General features: G+C 64.0%; 16 protein-coding genes. 13 read left to right on the forward strand and 3 right to left on the reverse strand.

Going from position 1 to position 15,317, the window contains the following annotated elements:
• The first annotated feature begins 45 nt into the window (after positions 1 to 45).
• The 9 genes from M5G17_RS24210 to M5G17_RS24250 all read left to right on the forward strand — a co-directional run bounded on the left by M5G17_RS24210 (position 46) and on the right by M5G17_RS24250 (position 9,425).
• On the forward strand, positions 46 to 795 hold the full coding sequence (locus M5G17_RS24210) for an AraC family transcriptional regulator (RefSeq protein WP_273895391.1): 750 nt from the start codon (positions 46 to 48) through the stop codon (positions 793 to 795).
• Between the two features lie 241 nt (positions 796 to 1,036).
• The gene (locus M5G17_RS24215) at positions 1,037 to 1,855 is read left to right on the forward strand and encodes an ABC transporter substrate-binding protein (RefSeq protein ID WP_273895392.1); all 819 of its coding nucleotides are present in this window, start codon (positions 1,037 to 1,039) and stop codon (positions 1,853 to 1,855) included.
• Positions 1,856 to 1,865: 10 nt separating this feature from the next.
• A complete protein-coding gene (lhpI, locus tag M5G17_RS24220) occupies positions 1,866 to 3,581 on the forward strand; it encodes a cis-3-hydroxy-L-proline dehydratase (RefSeq protein WP_273895393.1) in 1,716 nt (571 codons plus the stop codon).
• Complete coding sequence (locus M5G17_RS24225; protein WP_273895394.1) at positions 3,574 to 4,245, forward strand: amino acid ABC transporter permease; 672 nt, start codon at positions 3,574 to 3,576, stop codon at positions 4,243 to 4,245. Before lhpI ends, M5G17_RS24225 begins: the two co-directional genes overlap by 8 nt.
• A 10-nt stretch (positions 4,246 to 4,255) precedes the next feature.
• Positions 4,256 to 4,906: an amino acid ABC transporter permease gene (locus M5G17_RS24230; RefSeq protein ID WP_273895395.1), complete on the forward strand. Its 651-nt coding sequence runs from the start codon at positions 4,256 to 4,258 to the stop codon at positions 4,904 to 4,906.
• Complete coding sequence (locus tag M5G17_RS24235; RefSeq protein WP_273895396.1) at positions 4,899 to 5,621, forward strand: amino acid ABC transporter ATP-binding protein; 723 nt, start codon at positions 4,899 to 4,901, stop codon at positions 5,619 to 5,621. The genes M5G17_RS24230 and M5G17_RS24235 overlap by 8 nt, the downstream gene beginning before the upstream one ends.
• A 94-nt stretch (positions 5,622 to 5,715) precedes the next feature.
• Positions 5,716 to 6,744 (forward strand): trans-3-hydroxy-L-proline dehydratase, encoded by a 1,029-nt coding sequence (locus M5G17_RS24240; protein ID WP_273895397.1) that lies wholly within the window; start codon positions 5,716 to 5,718, stop codon positions 6,742 to 6,744.
• Positions 6,745 to 6,868: 124 nt separating this feature from the next.
• Positions 6,869 to 7,786, forward strand: coding sequence for a dihydrodipicolinate synthase family protein (locus M5G17_RS24245; RefSeq protein WP_273895398.1), 918 nt, complete (start codon positions 6,869 to 6,871; stop codon positions 7,784 to 7,786).
• Between the two features lie 58 nt (positions 7,787 to 7,844).
• Positions 7,845 to 9,425, forward strand: a complete 1,581-nt coding sequence (locus M5G17_RS24250) for an aldehyde dehydrogenase (NADP(+)) (protein ID WP_273895399.1) — start codon at positions 7,845 to 7,847, stop codon at positions 9,423 to 9,425.
• Positions 9,426 to 9,449: 24 nt separating this feature from the next.
• Here M5G17_RS24250 and M5G17_RS24255 read toward each other — a convergent pair whose 3' ends face one another.
• The 3 genes from M5G17_RS24255 to M5G17_RS24265 form a co-directional block, all read right to left on the reverse strand.
• Entirely contained in the window at positions 9,450 to 10,457 is a 1,008-nt protein-coding gene (locus tag M5G17_RS24255; RefSeq protein WP_273895400.1) for an Ldh family oxidoreductase, read from the reverse strand.
• A gap of 105 nt (positions 10,458 to 10,562) precedes the next feature.
• Positions 10,563 to 10,850 (reverse strand): DUF1330 domain-containing protein, encoded by a 288-nt coding sequence (locus M5G17_RS24260; protein ID WP_273895401.1) that lies wholly within the window; start codon positions 10,848 to 10,850, stop codon positions 10,563 to 10,565.
• A gap of 72 nt (positions 10,851 to 10,922) precedes the next feature.
• Complete coding sequence (locus M5G17_RS24265) at positions 10,923 to 11,111, reverse strand: hypothetical protein (protein ID WP_273895402.1); 189 nt, start codon at positions 11,109 to 11,111, stop codon at positions 10,923 to 10,925.
• Between the two features lie 238 nt (positions 11,112 to 11,349).
• On the opposite strand from M5G17_RS24265, the gene M5G17_RS24270 reads away from it, so the two are divergent.
• From M5G17_RS24270 to M5G17_RS24285, 4 genes are read left to right on the forward strand one after another with little or no spacing between them, the layout of a single operon-like run.
• A complete protein-coding gene (locus tag M5G17_RS24270; protein ID WP_273895403.1) occupies positions 11,350 to 12,375 on the forward strand; it encodes an ABC transporter substrate-binding protein in 1,026 nt (341 codons plus the stop codon).
• On the forward strand, positions 12,372 to 13,292 hold the full coding sequence (locus tag M5G17_RS24275; protein WP_273895404.1) for an ABC transporter permease: 921 nt from the start codon (positions 12,372 to 12,374) through the stop codon (positions 13,290 to 13,292). The genes M5G17_RS24270 and M5G17_RS24275 overlap by 4 nt, the downstream gene beginning before the upstream one ends.
• A gap of 6 nt (positions 13,293 to 13,298) precedes the next feature.
• Positions 13,299 to 14,108, forward strand: a complete 810-nt coding sequence (locus tag M5G17_RS24280; protein ID WP_273895405.1) for an ABC transporter permease — start codon at positions 13,299 to 13,301, stop codon at positions 14,106 to 14,108.
• 19 nt (positions 14,109 to 14,127) lie between these two features.
• A complete protein-coding gene (locus tag M5G17_RS24285) occupies positions 14,128 to 15,273 on the forward strand; it encodes an ABC transporter ATP-binding protein (protein WP_273895406.1) in 1,146 nt (381 codons plus the stop codon).
• Positions 15,274 to 15,317 lie beyond the last annotated feature (44 nt).

Here is a 15,317-nt window from a genome sequence, read left to right on the forward strand (position 1 = left end):
GGGGCGCCCTATGATCCGGACGGACGCCCCCGGGACCTTTGCGCCATGCACGCCACGCTCAACCACTTCGCGCCCTGCGATCTGCCGACCCTGCTCAGCAGCCTGCAACCCATCGCGCCGCTGCTCGACACGCTCAACGATGTGGTGTTCTTCATCAAGGACCGCGAGGCGCGCTACGCCTTCGTCAACCAGACCCTGGCCCGGCGCTGCGGGCGCAAGCACTGCCAAGACCTGCTCGGGCTCACCGCCGAGCACGTCTTCCCCGCCCGCTTCGGCCCGCTCTACACCGAGCAGGACCGCCGCGTGCTCAGCAGTGGCCGGGAGCTGTCCGACCAGCTCGAACTGCACCTGTACTTCGGCAACCAGCCGATCTGGTGCCTGACCCACAAACGTGCGCTCAAGGATGGCGCCGGTAACATCGTCGGCCTCGCCGGTATCTCCCGCGACCTGCAATTGCCCCAGTCCAACCACCCGGCGTTTCACAAGCTGGCCGCGGTCGATGGGCATATCCGCGCCCACTTCAGCCGCCCCATCAGCCTTGCCGAACTGACCGCCATCGCCGGGCTGTCGGTGGCGCAGCTGGAGCGCCAGTGCAAACGCATCTTTCAGCTCACGCCGCGGCAGATGATTCACAAGGCGCGGCTGGAAGAAGCCTCGCGCCTGCTGCAAGACCTTGAGCTGCCGATCACCGACATCGCCCTGCGCTGCGGTTACACCGACCACAGTGCCTTCAGCCGGCAGTTTCGCGCCCTCACCGGGCTTTCACCCAGCCAGTACCGCGACAGCCAACGCTGAGTGTTCCTTTAGTGGGCGCTGCGCGCAGGCAGTGCTCCGATATGTAACACCTGTGCAGCGCTCATCGCGCGGCAGTCAAATCCCTCCTGACAACCTGCGTGTGCTTCAGGCGCCCTAGCTCACGGGCTTAAGGATTATTCCTGCGTCCAGAGACAAACAGGCACGGCCGTTGCTAATAAAATATCGTATACGAAATTACCAATACGATATCCAACAGCACTTACCCAACCACGAGGCACCTATGAAAAACCGCACATTTGCCGTAGCCCTCAGCGCTGTTCTCAGTACCGCCTGCATTGCCAACGCCCAGGCCGACAAACTCGACGACATCATCGGTTCAGGCAAGCTGCGCTGCGCCGTGACCCTGGACTTCCCACCCATGGGCTTTCGCGATGCAGCCAACAAGCCCGCAGGCTTCGACGTCGACTACTGCAGCGACCTGGCGAAGGTGCTGGGGGTCGAGCCCGAAGTGGTCGAAACGCCCTTCCCCGACCGCATCCCGGCGCTGATCTCCGGCCGCGCCGACGTGATCGTGGCGTCCACCTCCGACACCCTTGAGCGGGCCAAGACCGTCGGCCTGACCGTGCCCTACTTCGCCTTCCAGATGGTGGTGCTGACCCGCGACAATACCGGCATCAACAATTTCGACGACCTCAAGGGCAAAGCCCTGGGCAACACCAGCGGCACCTATGAAGCCATTGCCCTGGAGAAAGATGTGAAAAGCTGGGGCAGCGGCACCTTCCGCGCCTACCAGTCGCAGAACGACACCCTGCTGGCGGTCGCCCAGGGGCACATCGACGCCACCGTGGTCACCAACACCGTCGCCGCAGCCACCCTCAAGTCCGGCAAGTACAAGAACCTCAAGGTCGCCGGCAATGCCCCCTACGTGATCGACTACGTATCGCTGGGCGCCAAGCGCAACGAGTATGGCCTGTTGCGCTACCTGGACCTGTTCGTCAACCAGCAGGTGCGCACCGGGCGCTACAACGAACTGTTCACCAAGTGGGTGGGCACTGAAATCGCCCCGACCGACCTGACCGTGCCAAAGGTCTACTACTGAGGTGGGCAGCATGACCAGCACACCCATCCTCTTGACCGGGCGCAGCCTGGTCGAGGGCGCGGCCGAGGGCCCCTTGCTGTTCGCTGATACCGGGCTGAGCTTCTGGGGCGGGGTCGACCCCGCAAGTGGCGAAGTCATTGACCGTCATCATCCCCTGAGCGGCCAGTGCATCGCCGGGCGCGTGCTGGCTATTCCCAGCGGGCGCGGCTCGTGCACCGGCAGCAGCGTGATGATGGAACTGATCAGCAACGGCCACGCACCGGCGGCACTGGTGCTGGCCGAGGTCGATGAGATCCTGACCCTCGGCGTGCTGGTTGCGCAACGCCTGTTCGGGCGTTCCCTGCCGGTGCTGTGCATCGGCCGGGAGGCCTTCGCCGGTTTGCGCGGCGCAGGCCTTGTACGAGTCGAGGGCCAGCGTACGAACCCAACGGCGCTGAGCCTGAGCGAACAAGATCAGGCGCTGCTCGACGGCGCCCACGGCAAGGCGGCGCAGATGGCCATGCAGATCGTCCTGCGCATGGCCGAGCTACAAGGCGCCGAGCAGTTGCTCGACGTGACCCAGGCGCACATCGACGGCTGCATCTACACCGGCCCCGCCAGCCTGCGCTTTGCCGAGCAACTGGTGCAGTGGGGCGCCAAGGTACGGGTGCCGACCACCCTCAACGCCATCTCGGTCGACCAGCGCCGCTGGCGCGAACTGGGCATTGATCCTGCGCTGGGCGAACCGGCCAGCGCCCTGGGCGATGCCTACATGGCCATGGGTGCGCAGATGAGTTTTACCTGCGCGCCGTACCTGCTCGACAGCGCGCCGAGCCAGGGCGAACAGATCGTCTGGGCCGAATCCAACGCCGTGGTCTACGCCAACAGCGTACTGGGTGCGCGCACCCTCAAGTACCCCGACTACCTGGATATCTGCATCGCCCTGACCGGCCGCGCACCAAGTATTGGCTGCCACCTGGACAGCCAGCGCAAGGCGCAACTAATCGTCGAGGTGTCTGCCCTGAAGCCGCTCGACGACAGCTTCTACCCACTGCTGGGCTACCACATCGGCGCCCTGGCCGGCTCGCGGATCCCCTTGGTATACGGGCTGGAACAGGCGCAGCCGAGCCTGGACGACCTCAAGGCCTTCGGCGCCGCCTTTGCCACCACCTCGGCCGCGCCGCTGTTTCATATCGCCGGGGTCACCCCCGAAGCGCTGGACCCGGCGCAGGTGCTTGAACCCGGTGCAGTCCTGCCCACCGAGCGCCTGCAACCGGCCGAGTTGCTGCACAGCTGGCGCGAGCTCAACAGCGCCCAAGAGTCACAGGTGGATGTGGTGTCGTTGGGTAACCCGCACTTCTCGCTCAGCGAATTCGCCGCACTCGCGCAGCTGTGTCGGGGCCGGCGCAAACACCCGGGTGTGGTCGTGGCCATCACTTGCGGTCGAACGGTGTTTGAGCAGGCCCGCGCCGCCGGCCACATCACGGTGCTCGAACACTTCGGCGTGACCTTGGTGACCGACACCTGCTGGTGCATGCTCGGTGAGCCGGTGATTCCGCCTGCGGCGCGCACGCTGATGACCAACTCGGGCAAATTTGCCCACTACGGGCCGGGCCTGGCCGGTCGCCCGGTGCATTTCGCCAGCCTCGCCGAGTGCGTCGAGTCGGCCTGCAGCGGCCAGGCCAGTGGCCGCTTGCCAGCCTGGCTGCAACCTGCCGCGAGCAAAGAGGACCGGGCCCATGTTTGACTTCGACTACACCTTCCAGTGGCGCTCGGCGCTGCGCGCCCTGCCCGACATGCTCGCCGGCGCCTGGGTCACCTTCGAGACCGCCGCGCTGTCGATGATCTTCGGGGTATTGATTGCCCTGGCCCTGACCGTCATGCGCGAAGGCAAGCAACCGCTGTTGCGCGGCATTGCCAATGGCTGGGTGTCGATTGCACGCAACACGCCCTCGCTGTTCCAGATCTACATCCTGTATTTCGGCCTTGGCTCACTGGGCCTGCACGTCAGTTCCTGGGTCGCCTTGCTGGCGGGTATCACCTTCAACAACGCGGGGTACCTGGCGGAGAACTTTCGCGGCGGCCTCAAGGCCGTACCGACCACGCAAATGCGCGCAGCGCGCTCGCTGGGCATGAGCGCCTTTCAGACCTACCGGATGATCGTCATCCCGCAACTGCTGCGGGTGGTGTTCTACCCCCTGACCAACCAGATGGTCTGGGCGGTGCTGATGACCTCGCTGGGGGTGATCGTGGGCCTTAACAACGACCTCACCGGCGTAACCCAGGACTACAACGTCAAGACCTTCCGCACCTTCGAATACTTCGCCCTGGCGGCGGCGCTGTACTACGTGATTGCCAAGGCAATCGTCGCGCTGGCCCGGCTGATGGCCTGGCGGCTGTTCCGTTACTGAGGAGCTCGGCATGTTTTCCACCGGTTTTACCTGGAACGACTTCATGTTCCTGCTCGACGGGGCGCGGATCACCTTGCAGTTGACCTTCTGGGCCATCCTGCTGGGTACCTTCGCCGGGCTGTTGTTCGGCCTGGCCCGCGCCCTGTGGCCACGGCTGAGCTTGCCGCTGGCGTGGTTGCTGGATGTGTTTCGCAGCGTGCCGCTGCTGATCCAGTTCGTACTGTTCAACTCCTTCAAGAGCATCGTCGGCCTCGACATCAGCGCCTTCAGCGTCGGTTGCATCGTGCTGGGGGTCTACACCGCCGCGTACTTCACCGAGATTGTCCGTGGCGGTGTCTTGGCGGTGTCGCTGAGCGTGCGCCGGGCCAGCCGCTCACTGGGCATGAGTTACCTGCAGGACCTGCGCTGGATCGTCCTGCCGATGGCCACCCGGGTAGCGTTTCCCGGCTGGCTGAATCTGGTGCTGGGGGTGATGAAAGACACCGCGCTGGTGATGTGGATCGGCATCGTCGAACTGCTGCGCGCCTCGCAGACCATCGTTACACGGATTCAGGAACCCCTGCTGGTGCTGTGCATCGCGGGCCTCATCTACTACGTCATGAGCCTGGTGGTTGCCCGCCTGGGCGCCCGTCTGGAAAGAAGGTGGCAGGAAAATGATTGAGATCGAGAACGTACACAAATCCTTCGGCGACCTCGAAGTGGTCAAGGGCGTGAACCTGACCGTGGACAAGGGCGAGGTGGTGTCGATCATCGGCGGCTCGGGTTCGGGCAAGTCGACCTTGCTGATGTGCATCAACGGCCTGGAGCCGATCCAGAAAGGCAACATTCGCGTCGACGGCGTCGAGGTCCACCACCGGGACACGAACCTGAACCGCCTGCGCCAGAAGATCGGCATCGTCTTCCAGCAGTGGAACGCCTTCCCACACCTGACGGTGCTGGAAAACGTCATGCTCGCGCCACGCAAGGTGCTGGGCAAGAACAAGCAGGAGGCCGAGGCGCTGGCGGTCAAGCAACTGACCCACGTGGGCCTGGGCGACAAGCTCAAGACTTTTCCCGGCAAGCTGTCCGGTGGGCAGCAGCAGCGCATGGCGATAGCCCGGGCGCTGGCGATGTCGCCGGACTACATGCTGTTTGACGAAGCCACCTCGGCCCTCGACCCGCAACTGGTGGGCGAGGTGCTCGACACCATGCGCATGCTGGCCGAGGACGGCATGACCATGGTCCTGGTGACCCACGAGATACGTTTTGCCCGGGATGTGTCGGACCGGGTGGCGTTCTTTCGCAACGGCCTGGTGCACGAAATCGGCTCGCCGGACCAGGTCATCGGCAACCCGTTGCAGCCGGAGACGGCGGCGTTTCTCAAGTCGGTGAAATAGAAGCATCGCTGGCAAGCCAGCTCCCACAGGGACCTCTGTGGGAGCTGGCTTGCCAGCGATGGGGCCCTGCACTTCAACACAAGGAGTCCTGTGAATGCGTTCATCAAAGATCATCCACATCGTCAACTGCCACGCCGAAGGCGAAGTTGGCGACGTCATCGTCGGCGGCGTGGCCCCGCCCCCCGGAGCCACCGTCTGGGAGCAGTCACGCTGGATCGCTCGCGATCAGACCCTGCGCAACCTGGTCCTCAACGAGCCGCGCGGCGGCGTGTTCCGCCACGTCAACCTGTTGGTCCCGGCCAAGGATCCGCGCGCACAAATGGCCTGGATCATCATGGAACCGGCCGACACCCCGCCGATGTCCGGCTCCAACTCGCTGTGCGTGTCGACGGTGCTGCTCGACAGCGGCATTCTGCCGATGACCGAGCCCGAGACGTACCTGGTGCTCGAGGCTCCCGGCGGCCTGATCGAGGCCGTCGCCCACTGCCGCGACGGCAAGGTACAGCGGGTGGAAGTGAAGAACGTGCCGTCCTTCGCCGACCGCCTCGACGCCTGGATCGAGGTCGAAGGCCACGGCTCGCTGCAGGTCGACACCGCCTATGGCGGCGACAGCTTCGTTATTGCCGATGCCCGGCAACTGGGCTTTGCCATACGCCCCGACGAAGCCCGGGACATCGTCGAGATAGGCCTGAAAATCACTCACGCCTCCAATGAACAGCTGGGTTTCCGCCACCCGCTGAACCCGGACTGGGCGCACATTTCCTTCTGCCAGATTGCAGCGCCCATCGAGTATCAGGACGGCGTTGCCAGCGCCGCCAACGCGGTGGTCATCCGCCCCGGCAAGATCGACCGCTCGCCCTGTGGCACCGGCTGCTCGGCGCGCATGGCGGTGCTGCAGGCCAAAGGTCTGATGAAGGCCGGCGATCGTTTCATCGGCCGTTCGATCATCGGTTCGCAGTTCGACTGCCGCATCGAATCGCTCACCGAGATTGCCGGTCGCCCGGCCATCTACCCGTGCATTTCCGGCCGTGCCTGGATCACCGGAACCCAGCAATTGCTGCTCGATCCGGGCGATCCCTGGCCGCAGGGCTACCGGTTGTCGGACACCTGGCCCGGCGCCTGAAGCCTAACCCCTTGATTTCGAAACAGCCTTGAAAACCGAACCGCCTCAAACATGAAAAAACACTGGTCCTGCATAAACACTTCAAATATCGTATACGAAATACAATAAACAACCGGAGAACACCATGAGCAAGCACGTAAACTGGAGCGGCGTCTTCCCTGCGGTCACCACTCAATTCAACGACGACTTCTCGATCAACCTGGAAAAAACCCACGAAGTGATTTCCAACGTGATCCGCGACGGCGTCTCGGGCCTAGTGGTCTGTGGCTCGGTGGGTGAGAACACCTCGCTGAGCAGCGACGAGAAAATCGCCGTCACCGAAGTCGCCGTCGACGCCTCCCGCAGCCGGGTGCCGGTGATCTGCGGGGTGGCCGAGTTCACCAGCGTGCAGGCCGCCAAGGTGGCCAACGCGGTACGCCAGGTCGGCGTCGACGGCGTGATGCTGATGCCGGCGCTGGTCTACGGCTCCAAGCCATTCGAGACCGCCGAGCACTATCGGTACGTGGCCAAGCACACTGACGTGCCGCTGATGGTCTACAACAACCCACCGATCTACAAAAACGACGTCACCCCGGACATCCTGATTTCCCTGGCCGACTGCGACAACGTGGTGTGCTTTAAGGACTCCTCCGGCGACACCCGGCGCTTTATCGATGTGCGCAACGAAGTGGGCGACCGCTTCATCCTGTTCGCAGGCCTGGACGACGTGGTGCTGGAGAGCATCGCGGTCGGCGCCCAGGGCTGGGTCTCGGGCATGTCCAACGTGTTCCCCAAAGAGGGCGAGACGATCTTCCGCCTGGCCAAGGCCGGTCGCTTCGCCGAGGCCATGCCGATCTATGAATGGCTGATGCCGATCCTGCACCTGGACGCGCGTGCGGATCTTGTGCAGTGCATCAAGCTGTGTGAAGCCATCGCCGGTCGCGGCAGCGCGCTGACCCGTCCACCACGCCTGGCCCTGCCAGAAAGCGATCGGGCCTACGTCGAGCAGATCATGGCCAAGGCCCTGGCCAACCGTCCGCATCTGCCGGACGTCGGCCTCTGAGTGTCGGCGCGCCAGCGCAGTGCGCTGGCCTGACCCCACCCTTTTTCAGGAGTGTTCCATGGCGGCTATTATCGGCCACAACTACATCGGCGGCGCGCGCAGCGCCGCTGGCACTGTCACCCTGCAAAGCCATGCGGCAAGCAGTGGTGAAGCCCTACCTTATCGCTTCCATCAAGCCACGCCCGAAGAGGTGGACGCCGCCGCTCGCGCAGCACAACAGGCGTACCCGGCGTTTCGCAGTGTGTCACCAGGGCGGCGCGCGCAATTCCTCGAAGCCATCGCCGCACAACTGGACGCCCTCGGGGATGACTTCGTCCAATTGGTGACCTGCGAAACGGCGCTGCCCACTGCGCGCATCCTGGGTGAGCGTGGGCGCACCAGTGGACAGATGCGCCTGTTCGCCCAGGTACTGCGCCGGGGTGATTGCCTCGGTGCACGGATCGACCGCGCCCAACCTGATCGGCAACCGCTGCCACGCGCCGACCTGCGTCAGTATCGCCTGGGCGTCGGCCCGGTCGCGGTGTTCGGCGCGAGCAATTTCCCGCTGGCCTTCTCTACCGCAGGTGGTGACACGGCAGCCGCACTGGCCGCCGGCTGCCCGGTGGTGTTCAAGGCCCATAGCGGCCACATGGCCACGGCCGAACGGGTCGCCGACGCGATCATCCGCGCCGCCGAGCTCACCGGCATGCCCAAGGGCGTGTTCAACATGATCTACGGCGCCGGCGTCGGCGAAGCGCTGGTCAAGCACCCGGCGATCCAGGCTGTGGCCTTTACCGGTTCGCTCAAGGGCGGCCGCGCGCTGTGCGACATGGCGGCGGCGCGGCCACAACCGATCCCGGTGTTCGCCGAGATGAGCAGCATCAACCCGGTGCTGGTACTGCCCCAGGCCCTGGCCAAGCGTGGCGAGCAGATCGCCCGCGAACTGGCCGCCTCAGTGGTGCTCGGCGGTGGGCAGTTCTGTACCAATCCGGGGCTGGTGATCGGCCTGCGCGCCCCCGCGTTCAGCGCCTTCACCGAGCAACTGGCGGCGCAATTGGCCGAGCAACCGGCACAAACCCTGCTCAATAGCGGCACCCTCACCAGTTACCGCAAGGGCGTCGAGGCGCTGCTTGCACATCCGCACATCAACCACCTGGCGGGCCATGCGCACCAAGGCAATCAGGCCCAACCGCAGTTGTTCAAAGCGGATGCGGCGCTGTTGGTCGAGGGTGATCCGCTGCTGCAGGAAGAAGTCTTCGGCCCGGCCACCGTACTGGTTGAAGTGGCCGATGTCGGCGAATTGCATCAAGCCTTGAACGGCTTGCACGGCCAGCTCACCGCAACACTGATTGGCGAAGCGGCAGATCTGCAAACCCATGCCGAGCTGCTGCCGCTACTGGAACAGAAAGTTGGCCGCGTGCTGTTCAACGGCTACCCCACCGGTGTCGAAGTCTGTGATGCGATGGTACATGGCGGGCCGTACCCGGCCACCTCGGATGCACGCGGCACTTCGGTCGGCAGCCTGGCCATCGAGCGCTTCCTGCGCCCGGTGTGTTACCAGAACTGTCCGGATGCGCTGTTGCCTGAAGCCTTGCAGAACGCCAACCCCTTGGGCATCGCCCGCCTGGTCGACGGCCAGAGCAGCCGCGCCGCGCTGTAGAACAGGGCTTGCTCCCACTGGGGGTCAGGCCAGCAGCGCCTTGAGGTCGTTGTACAGGGCATGCGGGATCTCTACCCCCTCCTCCACACTGCGCGCGCGGGCGGCATAACGCCGCTGCGACGGCAACCGCGCGCCCTGCCCTTCAATACTTGCAAACACGCTTTCAGCGCGGGCCAGGTGCAGATCGGCGGCATCACCCAGAAATTTGCGCGGGTCCAGGGCAATCAGTAATTCGCCATGGTAAGGCGAGGCTTTGCTGTCATCGGCATGGGCCAGGGATTCGGCGCTGGTCAGGTCGCCAATCAAGGGACCGGCGATCAATTCGACCATCGCCGCCAGCGCCGAGCCCTTGTGCCCGCCGAAGGTCAACATCGCGCCACGGTCCAGGACCACGTTGGGGTCGGTGCTGGCCTGGCCGTGCTCGTCAACGCCCCAACCTTGGGGAATGGCCTTGCCCGCACGCCGGTGCAGTTCGATATCGCCCCGGGCAATAGCGCTGGTGGCGAAGTCGAATACGTATGGATGCTGGCCTGCCCGCGGCCAGCCAAAGGCGATCGGGTTGGTGCCGAACACCGGCCGGTGCCCGCCAGCTGGCGCAACCCAGGCATGGCTGGGGGTGAACGCCAGGGCCACCAGGCCGGTTTCAGCCAGTTGTTCGATCTCCACCCACAATGCGGAAAAGTGCACACAGCGGTTGATCGCCAGGGCAGCGATACCATTGCTGCGGGCCTTGGCTTGCAACAACGGCAAGCCGGCCTGGAACGCCAGCTGGGAGAACCCGCCACCGGCGTCGACACGGACGATCGAGGGCGCCTGGTCAATCACTTGCGGGCGGGCATCGGCAACCACCTTGCCAGCCTTGAGCGAACTGACGCAGCCCAGTACCCGGTACAGGCCATGGGAGGCGCAACCATCACGTTCACCGGCGACGATGGTGTCGCTCACCGCCTGGGCGTGGTCGGCGCAAAAGCCATTGTGCAAGAGGATTGAATACGCCAGCGTATGGGCTTCGGACAGGGTCAGGCGGGTCATGGTCATCTCCTTGGGCTGACTGTCCAGCCTGCCCTAAACCCGCTGGCGCCGACTTGATCTCTTTAGCCCCGTGCGATGACGAACTCGGCATAGCCGCATAGTCCCTCATACCCCCTCGACAATAATCACCTCGGCCCTCGCCACCCCCTGCCTGAATACACACGCCTGCTGATACGCATCCGACCGGTAGCACGCCAGCGCCTGTTCGTAAGATTCGAACTCGATCACCACACTGCGCTGGGGCGTCAGCCTGCCTTCCATGGCCTCGCTGCGCCCACCACGGGCCAGCAACTTGCCACCAAAGGCGGCAAATGCCGCCGGCGCCCGCTGGGTGTACTGTTGATACTGCTCCAGGTCGCTGACATCGACATGGGCAATCCAGTAAGCCTTCATTGCACACTCTCCCTCTGGATACTTCGTATTACGGTATACCAATAAGGAGCGTTCGGCATTGCCTTTTAGAAGCTATCCATCTGCCTCGGGAAAATTACGGCAACTCTTGCGCTCGGCCAGTTCCTTGTCACTCGGACGCTGGTCGACAAACACCGCATGGCCATCCTTGTAGATCTCCAGATAACCCCACTCCAGATCCTGTTCGTGCTGACCCGGCTTGGGCGGATTACGCCACCAGGGCTCGCGACTGATCAATTCCATGGCAATGGCTCCCGCGCAAAAACATGACTTCACTATAGACGGTCGACCGCGAAGGCTCTGCTGCAGGCATCCGCGCCCCGCCCCGGTGCCGGGTGATAGCCGGTAGCCTGCGGGCTCTTGTCAAAATCTTGGAATACCATAATATGATATCCCGTAGACCTAGAAATCTGCTGATGCTCCCCACTACAAGGCGGGCAGTGCCAAGCCCGCTCAAAACACAAGAAACGAGGGCGTACCCATGCTGTTTTCCAATCGCGCAAGCGCAGTGCTGGCTGCCAGCCTGCTGACATTGACCTGCCAGGCCGCCCTGGCCGCCGACAGCCTGAATTTCGTCAGTTGGGGCGGCACCACCCAGGATGCGCAGAAGCAGGCCTGGGCCGAGCCGTTCAGCGCCAGCAGCAAGATCCGCGTGGTCCAGGACGGTCCTACCGACTATGGCAAGCTCAAGGCCATGGTCGAAAGCGGCAACGTGCAGTGGGATGTGGTCGATGTCGAAGCAGATTTCGCCCTGCGCGCAGCCAGCGAAGGCCTGCTTGAGCCACTGGACTTCAACAGCATCAAGCGTGATCGCCTCGACCCGCGATTCGTCTCCGATCACGGCGTCGGCTCGTTCTTCTTCTCCTTCGTCCTCGGCTACAACGAGGGCAAGCTCGGCGCCAACAAACCCCAGGACTGGAGCGCGCTGTTCGACACCAAGGCCTTCCCCGGCAAACGTGCCCTGTACAAATGGCCGAGCCCTGGCGTACTCGAACTGGCCCTGCTGGCCGATGGCGTCGCTGCCGACAAGCTCTACCCGCTGGACCTGGACCGCGCCTTCAAGAAACTCGACACCATCAAGCAAGACATCGTCTGGTGGGGCGGCGGTGCCCAGTCCCAGCAGTTGCTGGCCTCAGGCGAAGCAAGCCTGGGCCAGTTCTGGAACGGCCGGGTCTACGCCCTGCAGCAAGATGGCGCGCCGGTCGGCGTGAGCTGGAAACAGAACCTGGTCATGGCCGACTTCCTGGTCATCCCAAAAGGCGCGAAAAACAAGGACGCGGCCATGAAGTTCCTGGCCAATGCCAGTGGCGCCCAGGGCCAGGCCGACTTTGCCAACCTCACCGCCTACGCGCCGGTCAACCTCGACAGCATCAGCCTGCTCAAGCCCGAGCTCGCGCCCAACCTGCCGACCGCCTACGCTCAGGATCAGGTGACCCTCGATTTCGCCTACTGGGCCAAGAACGGCCAGGCAATCGCGACCCGCTGGAATGAGTGGCTGGTCAAATGAAAGTCGCCATCAACGCCCTGCAAACCCCGTCCGGCGCCGCGGCCGGCACCAAGGGAGCTGCGATGAAGCACTCGCCGCCACTGCGTGTACGCTGGCGCGGCAGCCGCAACCTGCTGCCGGCCCTGCTGTTCCTCGGCCTGTTCTTTTTTGCGCCACTGATCGGCCTGCTGCTGCGCGGCGTGCTCGAACCCGTTCCGGGCCTGGGCAACTATGAGCAACTGTTCGCCAACTCGGCCTACGCCCGGGTGCTGTTCAATACCTTTTCGGTGGCCGGCCTGGTCACCCTGATCAGCGTACTGCTGGGCTTTCCCCTGGCCTGGGCGATCACCCTGGTGCCACGTGGCTGGGGCCGCTGGCTGCTGAATATCGTGCTGCTGTCGATGTGGACCAGCCTGCTCGCCCGCACCTACTCCTGGCTGGTGCTGCTACAGGCTTCAGGGGTGATCAACAAGGCGTTGATGGCCATCGGCATCATCGATGCGCCGCTGGAGATGGTGCACAACCTCACCGGCGTGGTGATCGGCATGAGCTACATCATGATCCCGTTCATCGTCCTGCCCCTGCAGGCCACCATGCAGGCGATCGATCCGATGGTGCTGCAGGCTGGCTCCATCTGCGGGGCCAGCCCCTGGAGCAACTTCTTCAAGGTGTTCCTGCCGCTGTGCCGGTCCGGGTTGTTTTCCGGGGCGCTGATGGTGTTCGTCATGTCCCTGGGGTACTACGTGACCCCGGCGCTGCTCGGTGGCGCACAGAATATGATGCTGCCCGAGTTCATCGTCCAGCAGGTGCAGTCGTTCCTCAACTGGGGCCTGGCCAGTGCCGCCGCCGCGTTGCTGATCGCCATCACCCTGGTGCTGTTCTACTTCTACCTGAAGCTGCAACCGGAATCCCCGGTCGGCAACAGTAACGCGAGGTAAGCCAAGATGCTCCTGACACCCAATGCCATGAGTCGGCGCCTGCGCCTGGGCCTGTACACCACCACCGGGGTGATCGCACTGTTCTTGCTGCTGCCGATCGTGTTTATCGTCCTGCTGTCGTTCGGCTCATCGCAGTGGCTGGTGTTCCCGCCGCCGGGCTGGACACTGAAGTGGTACGGCCAGTTCTTCTCCAACGCCGAGTGGATGGAGGCGGCCCTGGCCAGCCTGAAGGTCGCGCTGCTGACCACGGTGTTTGCCGTGGCCCTGGGCCTGCCCATCGCTTTTGCCCTGGTGCGCGGGCGCTTCCCTGGGCGGGAGATGCTCTATGGCCTGTTCACCCTGCCGATGATCGTGCCGCTGGTGATCATCGCCGTGGCGGTGTATGCGTTGTTCCTCAAGCTCGGCTACACCGGCACGCTGTTTTCTTTCGTGGTCAGCCACGTAATCGTCGCCCTGCCCTTTACCATCATCTCGATCATCAACTCGCTGAAACTGTTCGATCAGTCGATCGAAGACGCCGCGGTGATCTGCGGCGCTTCAAGGTTGCAGGCGATCGTCAAGGTGACCTTCCCGGCGATTCGCCCGGGGATGATCGCCGGTGCCCTGTTCGCCTTCTTGGTGTCGTGGGACGAGGTGGTGCTCAGCGTGATGATGGCCAGCCCCAACCTGCAGACCCTGCCGGTAAAAATGTGGACCACCCTGCGCCAGGACCTGACCCCGGTGATCGCCGTCGCTTCGACGCTGCTGATCGGCCTGTCGGTGCTGGTGATGATGATTGCCGCCGCTCTGCGCCGGCGCAACCCGGTCAGCGCCTGAGCGCCTGGAGAACAACAAGATGAGTGCAGTCCTCTGTGAACAACAGGCCAAACCCCTGGTCAGCCTGCGCAACCTGAACAAGCATTACGGCGACTTTGCCGCCGTCGACGACATCAGCCTGGACATCCAGGACGGCGAGTTCCTCACCTTCCTCGGCTCCAGCGGCTCGGGCAAGAGCACCACGCTGTCGATGCTCGCAGGCTTCGAGACACCTAGCAGCGGCGAGATTCTGGTCAACGGCGCCTCCCTGGTCAACGTGCCGCCGCACAAGCGCGACATCGGCATGGTGTTCCAGCGCTACTCGCTGTTCCCGCACTTGTCGGTGCGCGACAACATCGCCTTCCCCCTGGCCATCCGCAAGCGCAGCGCCGCCGAGCGCGACCGGCAAGTGGACGCCATGCTCAAGCTGGTGCAACTGGACAGCTTTGCCCAGCGCCGGCCGGCGCAACTCTCTGGTGGCCAGCAACAACGGGTGGCCATTGCCCGGGCACTGGTCTACGAGCCACGCATCCTGCTGATGGACGAACCGCTGGGGGCGCTGGATAAAAAGCTGCGCGAAGACCTGCAGGACGAATTGCGGCAGTTGCACCGGCGCCTGGGCATCACCATCGTCTATGTCACTCACGATCAGGAAGAAGCCATGCGCCTGTCCCAGCGCATCGCCATCTTCAGCCACGGCAAGATCGTCGGCCTGGGCACGGGCTATGACCTTTACCAGAACCCGCCGAATGCCTTTGTCGCCTCGTTCCTGGGCAACTCCAACTTCCTGCGGGTCAAGGCCCATGGCAATGGCGCGGCCAGTTTCGAGGGGCAGCCGCTGGCGATGCGGTTGACGCCGGGGCTGGCTGAAGGTCAGGAAGTGCTGCTGATGGTGCGCCCGGAAAAGGCCCTGGCCCTGAGTGCTGAACAAGCGGCGCGCGAGGCCTTGCCAGCGGGCTGGAACGAGGTAACGGCGAGGGTCGGGGAAGTGCTGTTCCTGGGCGAGAGCCAGACCTGCAGCGTGGTAACCCACGGCGGCACGGCAATGACCGTCAAAGCGCTGTCAGCGGCGGGAATGCCGATGCAGCCGGGCGATAGCGTCAAGGTGCGTTGGGCAGTGGCGGATGCCTGTGTGTACAGCCAATGGGCCCCAAGTGATTTGAACAAGGCTGCTGGGGCGCACTGAAGCAATCGCGGGGCAAGCCCGCTCCTACATAGTCTGTAGGAGCG

This window comes from Pseudomonas rubra (genome assembly GCF_028656935.1).
Classification (GTDB): domain Bacteria; phylum Pseudomonadota; class Gammaproteobacteria; order Pseudomonadales; family Pseudomonadaceae; genus Aquipseudomonas; species Aquipseudomonas rubra.